The 18034-nt window shown below is 59.7% G+C and carries 19 protein-coding genes; 14 read left to right on the forward strand and 5 right to left on the reverse strand.

Going from position 1 to position 18034, the window contains the following annotated elements; all coding sequences use genetic code 11:
* The first annotated feature begins 2 nt into the window (after positions 1–2).
* From RMV17_RS03110 to RMV17_RS03120, 3 genes are read left to right on the forward strand one after another with little or no spacing between them, the layout of a single operon-like run.
* Positions 3–1346 carry a contractile injection system protein, VgrG/Pvc8 family gene (locus tag RMV17_RS03110; RefSeq protein ID WP_311885519.1) on the forward strand — a complete coding sequence of 448 codons (1344 nt, stop codon included), beginning with the start codon at positions 3–5 and terminating at the stop codon, positions 1344–1346.
* Positions 1343–2137 carry a DUF4123 domain-containing protein gene (locus tag RMV17_RS03115; protein WP_311885521.1) on the forward strand — a complete coding sequence of 265 codons (795 nt, stop codon included), beginning with the start codon at positions 1343–1345 and terminating at the stop codon, positions 2135–2137. Before RMV17_RS03110 ends, RMV17_RS03115 begins: the two co-directional genes overlap by 4 nt.
* 17 nt (positions 2138–2154) lie before the next feature.
* Positions 2155–3030 (forward strand): alpha/beta hydrolase, encoded by an 876-nt coding sequence (locus RMV17_RS03120; RefSeq protein WP_311885523.1) that lies wholly within the window; start codon positions 2155–2157, stop codon positions 3028–3030.
* On the opposite strand, the gene RMV17_RS03125 is transcribed toward RMV17_RS03120, so the two are convergent.
* Positions 3024–4373, reverse strand: a complete 1350-nt coding sequence (locus tag RMV17_RS03125; protein ID WP_311885526.1) for an MATE family efflux transporter — start codon at positions 4371–4373, stop codon at positions 3024–3026. The genes RMV17_RS03120 and RMV17_RS03125 overlap by 7 nt on opposite strands.
* 213 nt (positions 4374–4586) lie before the next feature.
* Between RMV17_RS03125 and RMV17_RS03130 the strand changes: the two genes are divergently transcribed.
* The 3 genes from RMV17_RS03130 (at position 4587) to RMV17_RS03140 (ending at position 6150) form a co-directional block, all read left to right on the forward strand.
* Positions 4587–5051 carry an ecotin family protein gene (locus RMV17_RS03130; RefSeq protein ID WP_311885528.1) on the forward strand — a complete coding sequence of 155 codons (465 nt, stop codon included), beginning with the start codon at positions 4587–4589 and terminating at the stop codon, positions 5049–5051.
* 86 nt (positions 5052–5137) lie between these two features.
* The gene (locus RMV17_RS03135) at positions 5138–5581 is read left to right on the forward strand and encodes an ecotin family protein (RefSeq protein WP_311885530.1); all 444 of its coding nucleotides are present in this window, start codon (positions 5138–5140) and stop codon (positions 5579–5581) included.
* Between the two features lie 110 nt (positions 5582–5691).
* Positions 5692–6150, forward strand: a complete 459-nt coding sequence (locus RMV17_RS03140; protein WP_311885532.1) for an ecotin family protein — start codon at positions 5692–5694, stop codon at positions 6148–6150.
* Between the two features lie 70 nt (positions 6151–6220).
* On the opposite strand, the gene RMV17_RS03145 is transcribed toward RMV17_RS03140, so the two are convergent.
* Positions 6221–6514: a hypothetical protein gene (locus tag RMV17_RS03145; protein ID WP_311885534.1), complete on the reverse strand. Its 294-nt coding sequence runs from the start codon at positions 6512–6514 to the stop codon at positions 6221–6223.
* Positions 6515–6643: 129 nt separating this feature from the next.
* Between RMV17_RS03145 and RMV17_RS03150 the strand changes: the two genes are divergently transcribed.
* The 5 genes from RMV17_RS03150 (at position 6644) to RMV17_RS03170 (ending at position 11128) form a co-directional block, all read left to right on the forward strand.
* Positions 6644–6946 carry a MazG-like family protein gene (locus tag RMV17_RS03150; protein WP_034151553.1) on the forward strand — a complete coding sequence of 101 codons (303 nt, stop codon included), beginning with the start codon at positions 6644–6646 and terminating at the stop codon, positions 6944–6946.
* Complete coding sequence (locus RMV17_RS03155; protein WP_311885535.1) at positions 6946–7695, forward strand: methyltransferase; 750 nt, start codon at positions 6946–6948, stop codon at positions 7693–7695. Before RMV17_RS03150 ends, RMV17_RS03155 begins: the two co-directional genes overlap by 1 nt.
* A gap of 12 nt (positions 7696–7707) precedes the next feature.
* Positions 7708–8322, forward strand: coding sequence for a DUF4136 domain-containing protein (locus tag RMV17_RS03160; RefSeq protein ID WP_034151551.1), 615 nt, complete (start codon positions 7708–7710; stop codon positions 8320–8322).
* 54 nt (positions 8323–8376) lie between these two features.
* Positions 8377–8934, forward strand: coding sequence for a DUF4136 domain-containing protein (locus RMV17_RS03165; protein ID WP_311885537.1), 558 nt, complete (start codon positions 8377–8379; stop codon positions 8932–8934).
* A gap of 205 nt (positions 8935–9139) precedes the next feature.
* Positions 9140–11128, forward strand: coding sequence for a pilus assembly protein TadG-related protein (locus tag RMV17_RS03170; RefSeq protein ID WP_311885539.1), 1989 nt, complete (start codon positions 9140–9142; stop codon positions 11126–11128).
* Here the strand turns inward: RMV17_RS03170 and RMV17_RS03175 are convergent.
* On the reverse strand, positions 11125–13878 hold the full coding sequence (locus RMV17_RS03175; protein ID WP_311885541.1) for a PAS domain-containing protein: 2754 nt from the start codon (positions 13876–13878) through the stop codon (positions 11125–11127). The genes RMV17_RS03170 and RMV17_RS03175 overlap by 4 nt on opposite strands.
* The gene (locus RMV17_RS03180) at positions 13875–14318 is read right to left on the reverse strand and encodes a TadE/TadG family type IV pilus assembly protein (protein ID WP_311885543.1); all 444 of its coding nucleotides are present in this window, start codon (positions 14316–14318) and stop codon (positions 13875–13877) included. Before RMV17_RS03180 ends, RMV17_RS03175 begins: the two co-directional genes overlap by 4 nt.
* A gap of 75 nt (positions 14319–14393) precedes the next feature.
* Here RMV17_RS03180 and RMV17_RS03185 point away from each other — a divergent pair, with 75 nt between their 5' ends.
* The 3 genes from RMV17_RS03185 to RMV17_RS03195 all read left to right on the forward strand — a co-directional run bounded on the left by RMV17_RS03185 (position 14394) and on the right by RMV17_RS03195 (position 17642).
* Positions 14394–14864 carry a prepilin peptidase gene (locus RMV17_RS03185; RefSeq protein ID WP_311885545.1) on the forward strand — a complete coding sequence of 157 codons (471 nt, stop codon included), beginning with the start codon at positions 14394–14396 and terminating at the stop codon, positions 14862–14864.
* Positions 14865–14990: 126 nt separating this feature from the next.
* Positions 14991–15770 (forward strand): response regulator transcription factor, encoded by a 780-nt coding sequence (locus RMV17_RS03190; RefSeq protein WP_311885547.1) that lies wholly within the window; start codon positions 14991–14993, stop codon positions 15768–15770.
* Between the two features lie 1509 nt (positions 15771–17279).
* A complete protein-coding gene (locus RMV17_RS03195) occupies positions 17280–17642 on the forward strand; it encodes a DUF6124 family protein (RefSeq protein WP_311885549.1) in 363 nt (120 codons plus the stop codon).
* Between the two features lie 118 nt (positions 17643–17760).
* Here RMV17_RS03195 and RMV17_RS03200 read toward each other — a convergent pair whose 3' ends face one another.
* A complete protein-coding gene (locus RMV17_RS03200) occupies positions 17761–18033 on the reverse strand; it encodes a DUF3613 domain-containing protein (protein WP_311885551.1) in 273 nt (90 codons plus the stop codon).
* Position 18034 lies beyond the last annotated feature (1 nt).

An 18034-nucleotide genomic window follows, 5' to 3' on the forward strand; every position in this document is an offset into this window, starting at 1 on the left:
CCATGTTCGATCCAGTCAACGAGTCGTCGTTTCGTCTCGATGTAGCGGGCCTGTCCGACCCCTTCGAAGTCCTGGCCTTTACCGGTAGCGAAGCCCTCAGCGAATCCTTTGCGTTCGAGATCGATGTATTGATCGACGATCCGCACCTGGACCTCGCCGGCCTGCTTTACCGTTCGGCATTCCTCTGTTTCGGGCTGCCAGGGGAGGGCGTGCACGGGCAATTGCAAAGCCTTGTCCAGCATGAACACGCCGAAGGCTTGCGGTTGAGCCGGATCCGTCTGGGGCCCAGGCTAGGTTGTCTCGCGTTACGCTTCAGCCAACGCATCTTCAGTGGCCGTTCGGTGCCGCAGATCATTGAACAGGTGCTCAGGGAACACGGGATCGTCGGTGCCCAGCGCCGTTTCGAATTGCGTGGCGATTACCCGGTCCGCACGTTCTGCACCCAATACCGCGAGTCCGACTTGCAACTGCTCCAGCGCGTATGCGCGCAGTCGCGGATTCACTACTACTTTGAACACCACCGCGACCGGCACTGTCTGGTGTTCGCCGATGATCCGGCGCAGTTGCCATTGGCAGGTGTCGCGCGGTATCGGCTCGAGGACGAGGAACACGACGCGTCTCCTGCCTTGCACCAATGGCAGCTGCAAAGGGTTGCCCAAGCCAATTCTTCGGCTGCGCAACGAGCCGAAGGTCGCAGTGATCTGACGGCGTTGCGCAGCGGTCACTGGCTGCAATTGGCCGGTCATCCCTTCGCCGAGTGCAATCGCCCATGGTTGCTGACACGCATTGAACATCGCGCCGACCCCTGCCTCGAACCCTCTTACGCCAACCGCCTGTTCGCTGCGGCGCAAGTGCCATGCCCATCGACCTCCGCGCCATCGCGCCCGCGCATGCACAGCCTGCAAAGGGCGTGGGTGGTGGCTGTCGATGAGCCGCAACCCGATCGCTTGCGACCGGTGGCGGTGCAATTCGACTGGCTCTACCAAGGAGAAGGGGCCGCGCCGAGTCACTGCTGGCTGCCCCTCGCGCCGTCCCTGATGCAAGCGTCAATAACGGCGCTGAGCGATGGCGTCGAGGTGGTGGTGAGTTTCTTCGAGGGCGATCCGGATCAGCCGATGATCAGCGGGGTGCTGCAGTCCCCGCTCGCTGTCGCCGAGACTGCTGAAGCCTCGCCATTGCCACTGCCCGATACCTTGGCGAGTGAGGGTTTGCAGCAACTGCTGGCGTCCGGTGAACCGTTGCTGTTGTTGTGCCTGATGCCCGGCGGCGGCAGTTTCAGCCACTGCCCTGAACCCGTGTGCAGCTGTCGACTGGTCACCGCGCTCGAACAGAGCGGCGCAACATGAGTGGCGCGGCGTTTGAACCCGTGGCGCAGTGGCTGTTACTCGATGTCCCGGATGCACATCAGGCCCTGTTGACATTGCGCCGGGCGTTTGCCGAGGTGCGGAGTTTCAGCCTGTTCGATGGCACAGAGTTCGAATCGGTCAGTGAGCACGGCCCGGTGCTGGTCGAGTTGCGCGATTGCCCGGCATTGGCCGCGTTGTGTCACAGCGACCCGTATACCTGGCGCGGGCTGTTGCTTGGCACTGAGGCCTCGGCGCAACAACTGCTGAGCCACTTGCAACGTATGCTCACGGTATCGTTCGGGTTGAGTCATCGGGCGCTGCTCAGCTATTACAACCGGCAGACCGCGAGCTATTTTTTCGACGCCTGCGACGCTGCTGAGCTGAGCCGCTGGCTCGGGCCGATCCGCCAGTTGCGCTGGTTCGGCGGGACCTGGGCCGACCGGGCGATTGGCAGCCAGGGCTGGCAGCAGTTGCGCAATCCGGGGCTTGCCGTCGAGCCGTTGAGCATCGAAGAAAGCCTGACACGGCGCCAGCGCGAACGCCTGCAAACCTGTCTGCTGGAGCAGCATATCTGGCGCTGGTGCCAATCGCTGGGAACCGATTACGCGACGATGTCCTCCCATGTTCAACAAGGTCTGGCGCTGGGGTTCAGCGACCGCAGCGTGCTCGATGGCTGGTTATGGCTACGCTTGCTGCATCCGCGTGCCGTGTTGGTGCCGCCGCCGGTGGGGCTGACCCAGCAGCAGCGGCTTGACCATGTACGGCGCCAGTGGCGCGGCGATCAGTCCTGAGGTGAGGTTCGGCGCGTATGGCAGGGTTATTCCGGCAAGGGGTCGCAGCAATGATCGGCACGGTGCTGCTGATGGCGCTGAGTGCTTGTTCGCCGGTGCAGTTGCTCAACGCGCTGACCCCGGACAGTACGTACGTCAGAACCGTAGGTATTGCATATGGCGATGACCCTCGACAGAAGCTCGATGTGTATGCGCCGCAGCAGCCGATGCCGGGCGCGCCGGTGGTGGTGTTTTTCTATGGCGGCAGCTGGAACAGCGGTTCGCGCGTCGACTACCGCTTTGTCGGTGAAGCGCTGGCGTCCAAGGGGATTGTCACCGTGGTGGCGGATTATCGTTTGTATCCACAGGTGCGCTATCCGCTGTTCCTGCAAGACGGGGCGCGGGCGGTGGCGTGGACCAAAGCGCATATTCACGAGTTTTCCGGCAACCCGCAGCGCTTGTATCTGATGGGCCACAGCTCCGGTGGGTATAACGCGGCGATGCTCGCGCTGGATGACGAATGGCTTGCGGCGGTGGGCATGTCGCCCGGGGATGTGCAGGGCTGGATCGGTCTGGCCGGGCCTTATGACTTTTTGCCGATCAAGAATCCCGAGGTGCGTCCGGTGTTCTTCTGGCCGGACTCACCGCCGCAATCGCAGCCGATCAACCATGTCAGTCGCGGTGCACCGCCGGCGTTGCTGATTGCGGCAAGCAAAGATGATCTGGTCAACCCGACCCGCAACACCGGCGGCCTTGCGAACAAGCTGCGCGAGGCCGGCGTGCCAGTGCAGGATTTGTACTACTCGCGGCCCAGTCACATCACGTTGGTGGCGGCTCTGTCGCGACCGTTGCGGCGTCTGGCACCGGTACTCGATCAGGTGGTCGGGTTTATCGCCCACACGCCAGCTCAGTGAGCGCCACCACTGAACCAGCCATCGCTGCGCTTGAGCCACCAGGCTTGCGCGCCGAGCGTCAGACTGCGCAACACCATGAACAGCAGAAAAGATATCCACAGCCCGTGATTGCCCAGACCTTGCAGGGCCCAGGCGAACGGCATTAACAGCACCACAGTGATCAGCATGCCGTTGCGCATTTCCCGCGCGCGGGTGGCGCCGATAAACAGACCGTCGAGCAAGTAGCTCCAGACTGCAATCAGGGGCAGCACGGCGAGGTAGGGCAGGTAGGCGAACGCAGTGTCGCGCACGCTCTGAATGTCGGTCTGCATCTCGATGAACAGGTGTCCGCCCAGCAGAAACAGTATGGCGAAGCCGAGGCTGGCGATCAGTGACCAACCGCCCGCGACCACCAGTGAGCGACGCAGCGCCAGGCGATCACGGGCGCCGATGGCGTGTCCGCACAAGGCTTCGACGGCATGGGCCAGACCGTCCAGCGCATGCGCGGTCAGCAGCAAGCCATTGAGCAGCAGCGCGTTGGCGGCCACCGTCGAATCGCCCAGCCGCGCGCCTTGCACGGTGATCAGGAAAAACACCGATTGCAGCGCCAGACTGCGGATGAAGATGTCGCGGTTGACCGCCAGCAGTGGACGCCAACTTTGCCAGACCCTCAACGCCGCCCACGCGATGTGCCCCGGATAAGCCCGCAACGCCTTACGGGTCAGCAGCAGGCCGAGCAGGGCGCCGCTCCATTCGGCGATCACCGAGGCCCGTGCCGAACCCACCACACCCCAGTCCAGACCGATAACGAACCACAGATTGAGAGCAATGTTGATCAGGTTGGTGCTCAGCAGAATCGCCAGCGGCGCCCGGGCGTTTTGTGTACCGAGGAACCAGCCGACCAGCGCATAACTGGCCAGCGCCGCCGGCAGGCCGAACAGTCGCGTGTGGAAGAAGTCCCGGGTGAGTTGATCCAGTTCCGCCGACGGTTGCATGAAGTGCAGCGCTATTGCGCTCAGCGGCACACCCAACGTGCCAAGCACGAGTGCCAGTCCCATCGCCAGCAGCAGGCCCTGCAACAGAATCTGCCGCAACGCCGCACCGTCGCTGCGCCCGGCAGCCTGCGCGGCAAATCCGGTGGTGCCCATGCGCAGAAAACCCATGGCCCAGGCGAGAAAAGTGTAAAGGCTGGCGCCGACCGCCACCGCGCCCAATTGATGGGCGTGGGGCAGGTGGCCGATGACGGTGCTGTCGACCAGCGCCACCAGCGGTACGGAAATATTGGACAGAATCATCGGCGCGGCGAGTGCCCAGACCTTGCGGTGAGTCGGGCGGTCGCGCCAGTCGGCGATCAGAGTGGTCATGCGGGCTCCTTGGGGAGCGGGCATTGTAGCGACTCACTAGGGATTTACCGCATTCGGGGGCTGGGCCGGGCTGCGATGGTGCTCACCGATGGCACATTCAGATATGTGCGCAGCAAAAAATATGCCTCGTATATCCATGTACCGCATGCAAGGAAAACCGGCGGGATTAAATCCTCTTGCAATTCATCTATGACCAGACTCAAGAGGCAATGTATGAGTAAAAACGAAAAAGTCATGAACGATATCTTCAATTCTATGCTGGCTGCGCTTCGTCGCTGGGACTATTACACCAGCCCTGAATTTGCGCCAGTGAGCGAGTCCTACCGAAAACATGTCTTTTGGCTGCCTAAGCGCGACAACGAAGAAAACTTCTCCATTGAGATTGAAGCAGTCGTAACCATGGTGGGAGATTGTGACCCTTCAGTCTCTGTCTTTCCCAAATTCCTCGATGGCGTCCTGTTCGCTGATCTATCGGGTCATTACCAGATTGATAAACCGCACAACCGCTATGCAAACCGATTAGTGAGCTGCCGGAACAAACCTGCCAAGACATACAGGATGAGGCTTTCCGAGAACGAGATTTTCTACTCCAGCAGCCGCCCGATCGTTATCCACGCTCACCAGGACATTGATATCTCGTACAGAGTAGTCGCCAGAGTCGCTGATACCGCCGACTGACCCCAGATATATATGTACCGCACACCCGGTTTGCACTCGGGGTTCAATCGCCTTCAAACATTCAAACACGATACTGGAAGGCGTATATGGATCACTCTGAAAGCATCATCTCTGGCATCGTCAACGCTGTTGTGACGGCGCTTCGCTCCACCGGTTATTTCGAAAGTGCAGAGAACGCGATAGTCAACGCCCCCTATCGCAAACATATTATCTGGCTGAAAAAGCGCAGCGATGAAGCATCCCTTGAGGTCCTCATCAAGGCTGAGATAACAAGGAGCGTTGACTGCAACGTGACGACTACGTTGCCAGGCAGACTTCACAAAGAGTCGCTGGGATATTTCCGGCTTGACTTGCCGATAACCATGTCGACAAGAAAGGGATGCCCGGTCACCCACCAAGAAACGATGTCGTTAGTGCTCACGGATAACACGTTCGATTATTCGAGCAGATACCCCATCGTTATTCATGCGCACGAGAATATTGATATTTCCTACGCGATTGAAAAAAAGCGCACGGCGATTAGCGGTTGAGCGTTTGCTGAAGAAAAAAACTGCCGGGTATATCGCTGTGGCGCATGCCCGGAACATTAATGGATTGAATAGGCCTGTGTTTATCAATAATCAGGCTGTAAGGAAACGACATGGAAAACGAGCGAAACATCATCCACGAACCAGTGACTCAGGAAACTTTGTGCGACAGGGGCTATTGCGAACAGCCGGAGAATATCCGGATACAAGCCCCTGATCGGAAACATGTTTTCTGGCTGCCGAGGCGCGACGATGCGCAAACGCTGGTCGTACGGATTCAGGCCAGGATCACCGTTATTGGAGAATGCAGGTTTTGGGCAGACTGCGGAATGGGGGGCAATCTGTTTTTCGCTGATCTGGAGGCGATTCCGGAGGGTTATTACAAGGTCCATAAACCCTATGAATTGACTACACAGCGACTGAAATGCAGTCGTGACGCCAAGACTTACAAACTGATACTCAGGGACAGCCTGCTTGCCTATTCCAGCACCGTTCCAATTGTTATTCACGCACATGAGGACATCGATATCAATTACACCGTAGAGGCCCGGCCCGCAGAATCCGGGAGCTGAGTGCCGTCAGCATTCATTTGATTGATCCTGTATTTGATCAGCCCCCTGAAGTTAGGGGGCTTTTACAGGATCAATGAATAATCCAGCTCAATAACCACAACCCCAGCAACAACCAGATGACCCCGGCAATGATCGAGGCATTCATGAACGCCCGAATCGCCGACCACAAGAGCATCAGGCCGACAATCAAGGCGATGATGCTGATGATCGACGTATCCATCCCCAGTGTCTTCGCCAACCCGTCGACAAAGTTGCCGCCGGCATTACTCAGAATGTTGAACAAGCCACTGAGGCCATCGACGATAAACCGGATGACCGAACCGAGCGCCTGGCCGAGCCATTCGAAAAAGCTTTCTACCTGCATATGTGCATCCTGATGAAAGAGCTGAGTCTTGGGCCACAGCGCCGGTGGCCGAGTTCCCTGCATGATAGACGGTTTGCGCTTGCCTTCATGCAGCATCCCCCCGAAGCTATACGCCTTCAGGAGAGCCCGATGAACCTTGTTGAACTGACCGAACGCCTGCACGCCATTCGCGACCGTAATGACTGGCGGCAATTTCACAGCCCGAAAAATCTGGCCATGGCCGCCAGTGTCGAGATGTCCGAACTGGTGGAAATCTTCCAGTGGCTGACGGAAGACCAGTCGCGCCAGCTGTCGGCGGACAAGCTCGCCCATGCCGGGCAAGAAGTCGGCGATATCGTGCTGTATCTGTTGTTGCTGTGCAGCGAGTTGGGACTGGACATGAATGAAGTGGTGCGCGCCAAGCTTGCCGACAGCGAACGGCGGTTCAGCTGATGAGCGACCGGCATTTCGATCAGTTGGCGACGCGGTTCGCCGAAAAAATCTACGGTGGCGCCAAAGGTGCGATCCGTCTCGCGGTGTTGCAGGCCGACCTTGGCGAAGCGCTGCCGGATCGCCCGTTGCGCGTCCTCGACATCGGTGGCGGCCTTGGCCACATGTCGCTGTGGCTGGCCGAGCGCGGCCACGAGGTGACCTTTACCGAACCGGCTGCACCGATGCTCGAAGGCGCGCGCCAGCGTTTCGCTGAAGCCGGGCAAACCGCGACGTTCATTCAGGCGCCGTGGCAGGAACTGCTCGGGCAACTCACCGAACCGTACGATCTGGTGATCTGCCACGCCGTGCTGGAATGGCTCGCCGAACCCCACGCGATCCTGCCAGTGCTGCATCAACTGACCAAACCCGGCGGCTGGTTGTCTTTGGCGTTCTACAACCGCGACGCGCTGATCTACCGCAACCTGCTCAAAGGCCATTTCAAGAAAATGCGCAAGAACAGCATGGCCGGGGAAAAGCAGAGCCTGACCCCGCAACAGCCCCTCGATCCACGGGAATTGGCAACGCAACTCGACGGCCTGTGGCAGGTCGAAACCCAGAGCGGGATCCGGGTTTTCCACGACTACATGCCGGTGGAGTTCCAGGCCCGCGCCGAACTCGCGGATTTGCTCGAGATGGAGCTCGCTCACCGCCGTCACCCAAGCTTCGCCGGGCTTGGGCGCTACTTGCACTGGATCTGCCGGCCGATCTGATCGGAGCGCGACATGAAAGCTCAATCCGGGTTATTGCTGATGTGTCTGGGCTTGGCTGCCTGCCAGGGCAGCAACCCGTACGTGGCGCAATCGCGACCCTTGCCGCCGGCGCCGGCGCAAGCGGCCAGCACCTTCGACCGCAGCGCATACCCGGCGCCACCGCGTGACTACGGACGTTATCGCAGTTGGGCCTGGCTCAACGGGCAACTACCGCCGGGCACGGCCTGGGCTGATTCGGCGCAAGTGGCCGAAGCAGTGAGCAATGCCCTCGATCAGCGCGGCTTGCGCCCGCTGCACGACAATCGCCCGGCCGACCTGTTGGTCAGCGCCAATCTGCGCCTGGAAACCCGTTTGCGTCAGGTCCAGGACGACTACGGTTATTACGGCGGCGGTTACGGTGGCTATGATCGATATGGCCGTGGTTACGGCATGTACAACACGGTGCCGATCGTGCGCACGTATTCGGAGCAGGTCGTGGTGGTGCAAGTCGATCTGTTCGATGCCGGCACGGGGCAACCGGTGTGGAGCGCCAGCGCCGAAACCGCGAACAAGGGCAGCGAAATCGATCGCACCGATTCGATCCGCGAGGCTGTGGAAAAGGCCATGTCGGCGTATCCTCCCAGTTAGCTTCCTGCCCATTCGAAGCTGCCGCAGGTTCATGTCTTCAACCGGAGAAAACCCATGTTCCGCCGTCTCGCTCTACTGGCCATGGCCGCGCTGCTCAGCGCTTGCGCCGCCAACCAGGTCAATCACGATTTCGATGCCAGTCGCGACTTTGCCGCCTATCGCAGCTGGAGCTGGAAAGACCCCGCCCTGCAATATCGCCCGGATGATCCGCGAATCAAAAGCGACCTGACCGAGCAGCGCATCCGCCAGGCCGTCGCCGACCAACTCGATCAGCGTGGTTTGCGCCCTGCAGCGGCGGGCGCCAAGGCGGACTTGAATGTGCAGACTTACCTGATCGTCGAGGATCGTCAGCAGCAAGTGACGACCAATTACGGCGGCGGTTGGGGTGGCCCGTGGAACGGCTACTGGGGCGCGCCGATGTACAACGAAACGCGCAACATCACCTATAAAGTCGCGACCATCCAGATCGACCTGCTCGACGGCAAGGACGGCAAACTGGTGTGGCGTGGCAGCGATGAGCAGATGCTCGCTAGCAAGCCGAATCCGCAGGATCGCAGCAATGCCATTCGTGAGACGGTCGGACGGATTCTGGCCAACTATCCACCGCGTTGAGTCTGTTCAGAAAAAACGGGAGCCTCTGAGCTCCCATTTTTTTTGCGCTGTGACGACCCCCGGTAGGAGCTGCCGAAGGCTGCGATCTTTTGATTTTGCTTTTTAGAGGCCAAGATCAAAAGATCGCAGCCTTCGGCAGCTCCAACGGGGGATTGCGCGTCTACACTCAGTTGCACCAATGGAGCTAGCGGCAAAGGAGTGCGCCATGTCGCCTCGTTCGCGATTCAACGGCCTGGCCCGGCAGCGCGGGGCGATTGGCTTGATGGCGGCGGCCACCCTCAGTCTGGCGGTGGTGATGATGTTGCTGGTGGTCGACACCGGCCGCTTGTACATGGAACAACGCAAGTTACAGCGGGTGGTCGACAACGCCGCCCTCGAAGCCGTCAGTCGTGGCGGCAATTGCCTGCCGGGGCTGAGCGCCGCCAGTTACGCCGGGCAAAGCGCCGTGCGCAATGGCTACATTGTTGATGCCAGCAACACCCTCGCCACCACGTGCGGCACCTTGGTGACCGCCGCCACCGGCCTGCGCACATTCGCGGTGGATGCCACGCAAGCAGCGGCGGTCAAAGTCGTTGCCAGTCGCACCGTGACCACCAGTTTTGCCGGTGGTGTACAGGCCTTGTTCAGCGCTACACCGGTCAGTCTCAATACCACGCTCAATGCTTCGGCGGTGGCCGCCAAACCGCAGCCGACGGTGGCCCAACTGAATATTCGCAGCAACCTGGCGAGCATCGATACGGCCCAGTCGAACATCCTCAATCCGCTGTTTTCCGGGCTGCTCGGCGGCAACGTCAATCTCACGGCACTGGGCTGGGATGGCCTGCTGAACACCGACATCAACTTGCTCAAATACCTTGATCAACTGGCGATCAATCTCAACGTCGCGGCGGGCAATTACACGCAATTACTCAACACTCAGGCCACGGTGACGCAACTGATTCAGGCGGCGGCGACCGTGGTGCAACTCAATGGCGCGACCGCGCAGGTGACTACTGCGCTGGGCCAATTGCAGGTGGCGGCGATCAACGCGGCGCCGGTCAAACTGGGCGACATCCTGCAATTGCAGACCGGCACCACGGCAGCAGGGCTGGACGCCAATCTGCAACTGCTGCAGCTGATTCAGGGCGTGGTGCAACTGGCCAACAGCAAGAGTGCGGTGGCGGCGACGTTGCCGATCAGCGTGCTCGGGCTGGCGAATGTCACGGTGCGGGTGAAAGTGATCGAGCCGCCGCAGTTCTCTGCGATTGGCGATCCGGCGCGGGCCAAGGTCAACCCGACCGGGGCGGACCGGATTTATGTGCGTACGGCGCAGGTGCGCACGCTGGTTTCAGTGAATCTGCCGGTGCTGTCCGGGGTGACGGGCTTGGCCAATGCGGTGCTGGGATTGGTCGGTGCGTTGACCCCGACGCTCAATGCGCTGCTGAGCCTCAATCTGGCGGCGACACTCAATTCAGTGCTCTGTCTGCTCGGGGCAGGATGTGAGCAACTGGCGCCGAGACTGTTGCCATCGCCGCAAATCGATATCAGCCTGGATGCCGGCGGCGCGAAAAGCTATGTCACCGATTACAGCTGCCCGACAGGCACTACGGGCAGTAAAAGCCTGACGGCACACACCATTACGTCCATCGCCGATCTGAAGCTTGGCAAGATCGACCCAACCAACGCCTTTTCTTCGGCAGCCGAGCCAACGGTCGCGCCATTGCCATTGATTGATCTGGGCATCGAGACTTGTTACGGACTGTTCGGCTGTGATGCCAACTCCCATGTGCAATTCGGCGCGGGCGGCATTGCGATCAAACTCGACAGCAGCGTCGCGCAAAACACTCAGGATCTGGTCTTCTCCAGTACCACGCCATTTGCTGCTCCAGCCAACCTCAAACTGCCGCCGAGCATCTTGCCGGCAGCGCCAACCAGCAACATCGTCGGCAGCCTGTCGAATACCCTCGCGGGGATCAATCTGATCGTCTACAAACCGCAGGGCAGCAATCCATTGGGTGCCATCGTTACCGGCGTCGCCTCGTTGATCAGCGATGTCACCAGCAAGTTGCTGCCGGTGGTGACCAGCCTGATCAGCCCGTTGCTCGATCCGCTGCTGAACAACCTGCTCAAAGGCCTGGGCATCAACCTGATGGACGTCGACGTCGGCGCCAATATGACTTGCGGTCAGACCGGCAAGGCCTATCTGGTGATCTAGGCGTCTGCGGTGATCGGCAATTCAATGCAGAACCGCGCGCCCTCTAGCGAGTTGTGCACGCTCAACTCGCCGCCCATGTTGTCGATGATGCCGTAGCTCACCGAAAGCCCCAACCCGGTGCCGACGCCGATCGGCTTGGTGGTGAAAAACGGTTCGAAGATCCGCTCCAGCAAGCGCGGGTCGATGCCACCACCGTTGTCCTCGACCCACAGCCGTACGCTCTGTTCATCGCGTTCAGCGTAGATCGCAATCCACGGTTTGAAGCTCGAGTCCTTCTCGCGTTTGCTCAGCAACGCGTCGCGCGCGTTGACCATCAGGTTGATCAGCACCTGCTCAAGCTGATCGACGTAGCCACGCACCTGAACTTCGAACCCGGTCTCGCTGATGCGCAGATCCACACCTTTGCCGCGCATGCCTTCGGCCAGCAACGACAGCGTGCCTTCAATGGCCGAGGCCGGGTTGAACAGTTGCTGTTCGATCTCCGAACGCCGACCGAATACGCGCATGTGATCGACTACTTTCGCCGCGCGCTGCACCTGCGCATCGATGCGATTGAGTTTGTCGGTCAGGTAGTCGACCTGCACATCGCCGTTGCCCAGACGCTTGAGTACGTTGACGATGGCCATGCGCATCACGTTCAGCGGCTGATTGATTTCATGGGCGAGACCAGTGGCCATTTCACCGAGGGTGGCCATTTTCGCGCTTTGCGTGAGTTGCTGCTGCGAGCGACGCACCTCGGTGTTGTCGCGGCCCACCGCTTGCACTTCGATCAATTGGCCGTGTTCATCGAACACGCCGCGATCGGACCACACCCACCAGGCGTGCTCGCGGCCGGGCAGTTGCAGGCTGATTTCCGCAGTGCTTACCGGCTGCTCCGTCGTCAGTGAGCCGAGGCGCTGGACGAATGCGGCGCGTTGCTCGTCGGACATCCAGCTGCCCAGATCGACCCCCGGCAGCTGCTCCGGTGTGCATTCCAGGTACGTCGCCAGCGGCCGGTTGCCGAACGTCAGAATCAGGTCCGGGCGGTAGCGACAGATCATCGCCGGCGAGTCCTCCACCAGGATCCGGTAGCGCTCCTCGCTCTTTTTCACCTGCTCGGCCGCCAGGGTCGCTTCGGTGACGTCCAGCCACAAACCAACCGCTTCGACCGGCAGGCCGAGGTCATTGCGCAGCAGTCTGGCTTCATCAAGCAGCCAGTGATAATCGCCGCTACGGTCGCGCAACCGATAACGCGCGCGCACCGAACCTTCGCGCAACAACTGACGGCTGCGGGCGAAATACAGATCGCGATCTTCGGGATGGATCATCTCGACCAGTGCGCCATCGCCGCAATCCTCAAGGCTCCAGCCCAGCAAGGGTTGCAGACTGGCACTGAAGAACGCCGGGATCAGCGCACCTTCGTGGTAGTGCTGGACGTAAATTACTGCGGGCGAACTGGCGATCAGGTTGTCCAGCCGTGCATGCGCGGCGGCGGCCCGTTGTTGCTGGTTCTGGATGTCGCTGATATCGAGCATGAAACCGACCAACCGGCGGTACTCGCCATTGCCAATCACTTGGCCCTGCACGCGATACCACGTGGGTGCCTGCTCGTTGTTACCGGCGTGCAGGCGCACCGATAACGTCAGGGCTTCACCGTGTTGTTGCAAGGCTTGCAGACGGCTGCGCAACTCGTCGCGGTCGGCGGGATGGATTTGCGCCAGCCAGTCTTCCAGCGGTAATCCGCCAGGGTTCACGTTCAGGGCCGCCGCCAGCGCGGGGGCCAGTTGAATGTGGGCGTCGCCCGCCAAAATTTCCCACCAGCCGGTGCCGAGCAGGGTTTGCAGCGACTCGATGCGCTCCAGTTGCAGGTGATGTTGCTGTTCGCGCAGGCGCCCGAGCAACGGCCCGGCGAGCGCGCCGAAGAGTGTCATCCAGTCGCGCTCGGTCAGGTATGGCGCGGCACTGTCCACGGGATAAAAACCGCAGAGCAGCCAGGCCACCACACCGCGCTCATCGCTATACGGCACCGCGAAACCTTCGGCACTGCCAAACAGAACCTGCACCCGCGAATGCTCATCGAGGCCATGGTGCGCGCCAACACGTTGCGGCGCGGCACCGTTCAGGCTGTCCAGCGGCGTGCCCAGGCGCTGCCCGTCATGCCATAGATCCGGCGCATCGTGGGCGCGATACTGGCGATGGATTTGCCAGCCCTGTTGCTCATCATCGAGCAAGGCCAGCGCCAGACAAGGGATGTGCCAACGCTGGGCGATCATTTGCAATTGTTCGCTGACGATCACCGGCAAACGCACTTGGCTGCAGGCGCGCAGCTGTTCGCTGATCTGCCCGGCCAGCAATTGGCAGGCATCACGCTGGCGCGATTGTTGGCGTTCGAGCAGCAAGTCAGCGATGTCGATCAACTGCATCAGCCAGCCGTCGCCCAGCGGCTGTACCCAGCCCCGCAGGTGCACGGTTTGCTCACCCAGACCGAAGAAGTCGAGATCGAGCAAAAGCCCCTGCCACTCCCGTGGCCGACCTTCGATGGTCAGTATGCTGTGGGGCAGCAGATAAGTGCAGAGTGGCAAGGGCCGATCTTGAGGTTTGAACTGCGCCAGCAAATGCCGCAGCGGCCCGGCCATGTGCAGCACGTCACCGTCGTCGTTCAGGTACAGGTGCAAGCCTGTTGCGGGTGAACCGAGTGGGTCGGGCAACTCATGGGCGGCGGGCGGTGTGCGTTTGAGCAAGCGCCCGAACAGTTTGTCTCCCGACGTCAAAATTGCAGACTCGATTTGGCGGTCAGGTAGGTGGGCAGATTGGGCACTGTACCAACGACCGGAAGCACCAGAAACGGCATGACCTGATTCAACTTGCTGACCGGATAATCCACTCGCACCGTCAGCAGGCCTGATGCGCTGTATTGGGTGCTGGTATCAACGCCGATCACCAGGTTGAAAACCGGCGGAATCCAGGACAATTGCTGGGTCAGCGTGGCGTTCGCGGTGTTGAACACGACCGTTGAATAGTTGGGCGTGTTGGGGTCGACCGCGACACTGCGGCGCACCGCCTCGGACGTGGCCTGATTGAATGATTGCATCATCACCAAGGGCAGGCTGTAACTGACCAGACCGTAAAACACGGCGAAAAAGATGATGAACACCAAGGCGAACTCGATCGCCACCGCACCTTTTTGCGACTTCCGAAAGCCGGTTTTCATGAGTGCGTCTACCCTGACTGTCACTGCGTAGTATCAGCATAGAATCATTCCGCAAAAATGGACGGTTTTTACCCGATGTACAGTTTTGTCCTCCTGATCTGGTTGGGGCTGTGCGCTGCGCAAGACGCTCGCCAGCGGCGCATTGCCAATGGGCTGACCCTTGGCGCGGCGGCGCTGGCGCTGATCTGGCTGCTGTGGACGGGCAGCACCTGGCTGGGCGCAGACGCAGGGCAGGGCGGCTGGGCCTGCCTGATCGCACTGGGGCTGACTCTGCCGGGGTTTTTCATGGGCCGGATGGGCGCCGGCGATGTGAAATTAATGACAGCTCTTGGCCTTGCGACGGACGGTCTGTTCATTCTCGGCGTGTTTATTGGTGCGGGGTTCGCCAGCGTGATCTGGCTGCTGCTGGCGCCAAGAGTCTGGCTCCATATGAGTCAAGGGCTTAGAGAACGTCTGCGATATCTGGCTCCCGACATGTCAAAAAAGCTGCCATTTGCTCCGTTCGTGCTGGTCGGTGCTGTGCTCGTTGTACTTTGGATCCATTAGTCGCCAAGCGCCACTAGTTCTATGTACATAGTCGGAAAGTACGTCTACTTTCAAAGTAACTGGTTATACAGCCAAAGGCTGGCAGTACAGGAATGGTCAGCTTTGGCCTGGGACATGGAGTAGCACGTGAACAAGCTTACGTCTGCGGTAAAAGTCCTCGTGGTCGACGATCAGCCGTTGATTGTGGAGGAGTTGTGCGAGTTTCTTGAAAGTAGCGGTTATCGCTGTGTGCCGTGTGAGTCCAGTGCGCAGGCGATCGAGCGTTTCAGTGAGGACGCGGAGATCGGTCTGGTGCTGAGTGATCTGCACATGCCGGACATGGATGGCATTCAGTTGATTCAGGAATTGCAGCGGCTGGCGGGCAAGCATCGGGCGTTCGAGGCGATCATGCTGACTGGGCGTGCCGACAAGCAGGATGTGATCAAGGCGTTGCGTGCCGGGATTGCCGATTATTATCAGAAACCGATTGATCTGGATGAGTTGCTCGAAGGTGTGCGACGTCAGGAGGTGGCGCTGCAGGATCGGCAGAAGAATCTGCATTTGGGGCATTTGAATCAGAAGTTGCAGTATTTGTCTGAGTCGATTGATGACCTGTATCAGGATCTGGACAAGGTGCGGCGCAGTCCGGCTTCGGCTCGTGATGTGGCGCAGGTGGCTGAGGCTGAGGCGCTGGAGACGCCGGCGATTTTCAATCAGTTGTCGCCACGGCAATTGGATGTGGCGCGGTTGGTCGGTAAGGGGCAGACCAATTATCAGATTGCCTGTGAGTTGGGGATTACCGAGAACACGGTGAAGCTTTATGTTTCGCAGGTGTTGCGGTTGACGCATATGCATAATCGGACGCAGTTGGCTTTGGCTCTTTCGCCGAGTGCATCGGCTGCGCGGCAGCGGGTTACGGCGCATTGACTTGGCGGCCTGTGGGCCGACCAGGTTCTTGAGGTTTGGTGTGTTTATCCGTTTTTTTGGGTGTTGTGGCTGGCGGTTTCGCCCTTACGGCGAGGCACTTTTTCCAGACGCCGAAAAAGTACCCAAAAAGGCTTGCCGCAACGTTCGGCCCACTCGCTGAGGCTCGGGGTTCCTTCGCTCCGGGATCGATCCGGGGGGCATCGCCTACGGTTTGCTTCGCTGCACCTCCTCTCGATGTGTTCGACTTCGTCGAACGGTCGCTGCGCTCCCACCCCCGGATCAATCCCTCCACTCAGCCTGCCGACGCGGCCGGTGAATCAAGATCAAAAGCTGCAGCCGAGCTAACGCTCATCCTGTTGAGTGGTTAGGAGCGGGTGAGGGGCTTTTGATCTGTTTCAGAATCTGAATTCGGCTCGGTATTTCACGTCGGCGTAGCTCTCACAAACGACTCGGTCAGTCCCCTCTCCCTCTGGGAGAGGGCTAGGGTGAGGGGGCTTTTGATCTGTTTCAGAATCTGAGTTCGACTCGATATTTCACGTCGGCGTAGCTCTCACAAACGACTCGGTCAGTCCCCTCTCCCTCTGGGAGAGGGCTAGGGTGAGGGGCTTTTGATCTGTTTCAGAGTCTGAATTCGACTCGGTCTTTCACGTCGGCGTAGCTCTCCCAGACACCGCGGTCAGTCCCCTCTCCCTCTGGGAGAGGGTTAGGGTGAGGGGCTTTTGATCTGTTTCAGAATCTGAGTTCGACTCGATATTTCACGTCGGCGTAGCTCTCACAAACGACTCGGTCAGTCCCCTCTTCCTCTGGGAGAGGGTTAGGGTGAGGGGCTTTTGATCTGTTTCAGAGTCTGAATTCGACTCGGTCTTTCACGTCGGCGTAGCTCTTACAAACGACTCGGTCAGTCCCCTCTCCCTCTGGGAGAGGGTTAGGGTGAGGGGCTTTTGATCTGTTTCAGAGTCTGAATTCGACTCGGTCTTTCACGTCGGCGTAGCTCTTACAAACGACTCGGTCAGTCCCCTCTCCCTCTGGGAGAGGGCTAGGGTGAGGGGCTTTTGATCTGTTTCAGAATCTGAATTCGACTCGGTATTTCACGTCGGCGTACCTCTACCAAACACCGCGGTCAGTCCCCTCTCCCTACGGGCGGTCCGACGTTTCGGGAGGGCTAGGGTGAGGGTCGGCTTTTGGCTGTTTAAATTTGTGTCAAATAACCAGAACCTTCCCACACTGTTTTCAGGTTGTCCGTCGGACGTGAGCTCTCTAGTCTCTGGCTGTCGCTGCCAATTCAGCGACCGGGTGTGGAAACCTGAATTTCAAGTAGATGCGTTGCATCGCTACCGCAATCATTGTCGGCGTCTTCTTTCGTCTGCAAACTGTGTCGCGGCGGCTGTGCGCGGGCAGGCTTCGGTCTGGCCGGTTGCCTACTTATCGGTTTTCCACCCTGCGTACAGCTGCCACCTTTTGTCGTGTGGAAACGACAAAGGTTGGCTACTCAGCCAAGTAGGAGTTGTTATGGACAAACTGATCCCCGACCCACCCACCGAATCCACCACCCCGCTCGAAGAAGCCATCCGCGCCGACAACCTCGAAAAAAACCGCGAAGCCATCAAACGCGCTCTCGATTTTTACCTGTGTCCCGAACCTGCAAAACCCCGCCAGCCCAGCACGATGTTCCTCATCCATCCTAAAATCGACACCGAAAGCCTGCTCGCCCATGCCTGCGAATCCCTGGCTTCGGCCAACACGCTGGCCGGTAACTTTGCCGATCAGTTGGCCCGGCCTGAGCGCAATACCGCGCTGGCGATTCAGCAGATCATCATGCTGGCCGAGCTGGCGGTAAACCGGGCATTGGATCGGGTGGACCCACAGACCTGATCCGCCAGGCACACCGCGTCATCGTTCTTCGTGAGCAGGCTCGTTCCCACAGGTGGAGTGCATTTCAAAAGGTGGGAGCGAGCCTGCTCGCGAAAGCGCTCGCAAGGTCAGCACCTCACTAATTCCTGGTCTCGATCTTCCCACCCGCATCCGGATCATAAAAATCCGGAATCTCATATTTGTACTTCTTCAGCCACCGCTGCATCGCCAGATCCCGTTCAGTCGCGGTCGCTGTTTGTGGTTTGGGCGAGGCGGCTTTGTTGCGGCTTTGCAGGACCAGCCAGCCTTCGGTTTCCTGTTGTTGCGCCGAGGCGGGGCCGGCGTCGATGGCGGCGGCGCTGAGGGGCAGGCTGAGCAGGGTCAGGTAGCACAGGCCTTTGAAGGGATGCATG

It is taken from the genome of Pseudomonas sp. VD-NE ins (assembly GCF_031882575.1).
In the GTDB taxonomy this organism is placed as follows: domain Bacteria; phylum Pseudomonadota; class Gammaproteobacteria; order Pseudomonadales; family Pseudomonadaceae; genus Aquipseudomonas; species Aquipseudomonas fluorescens_BZ.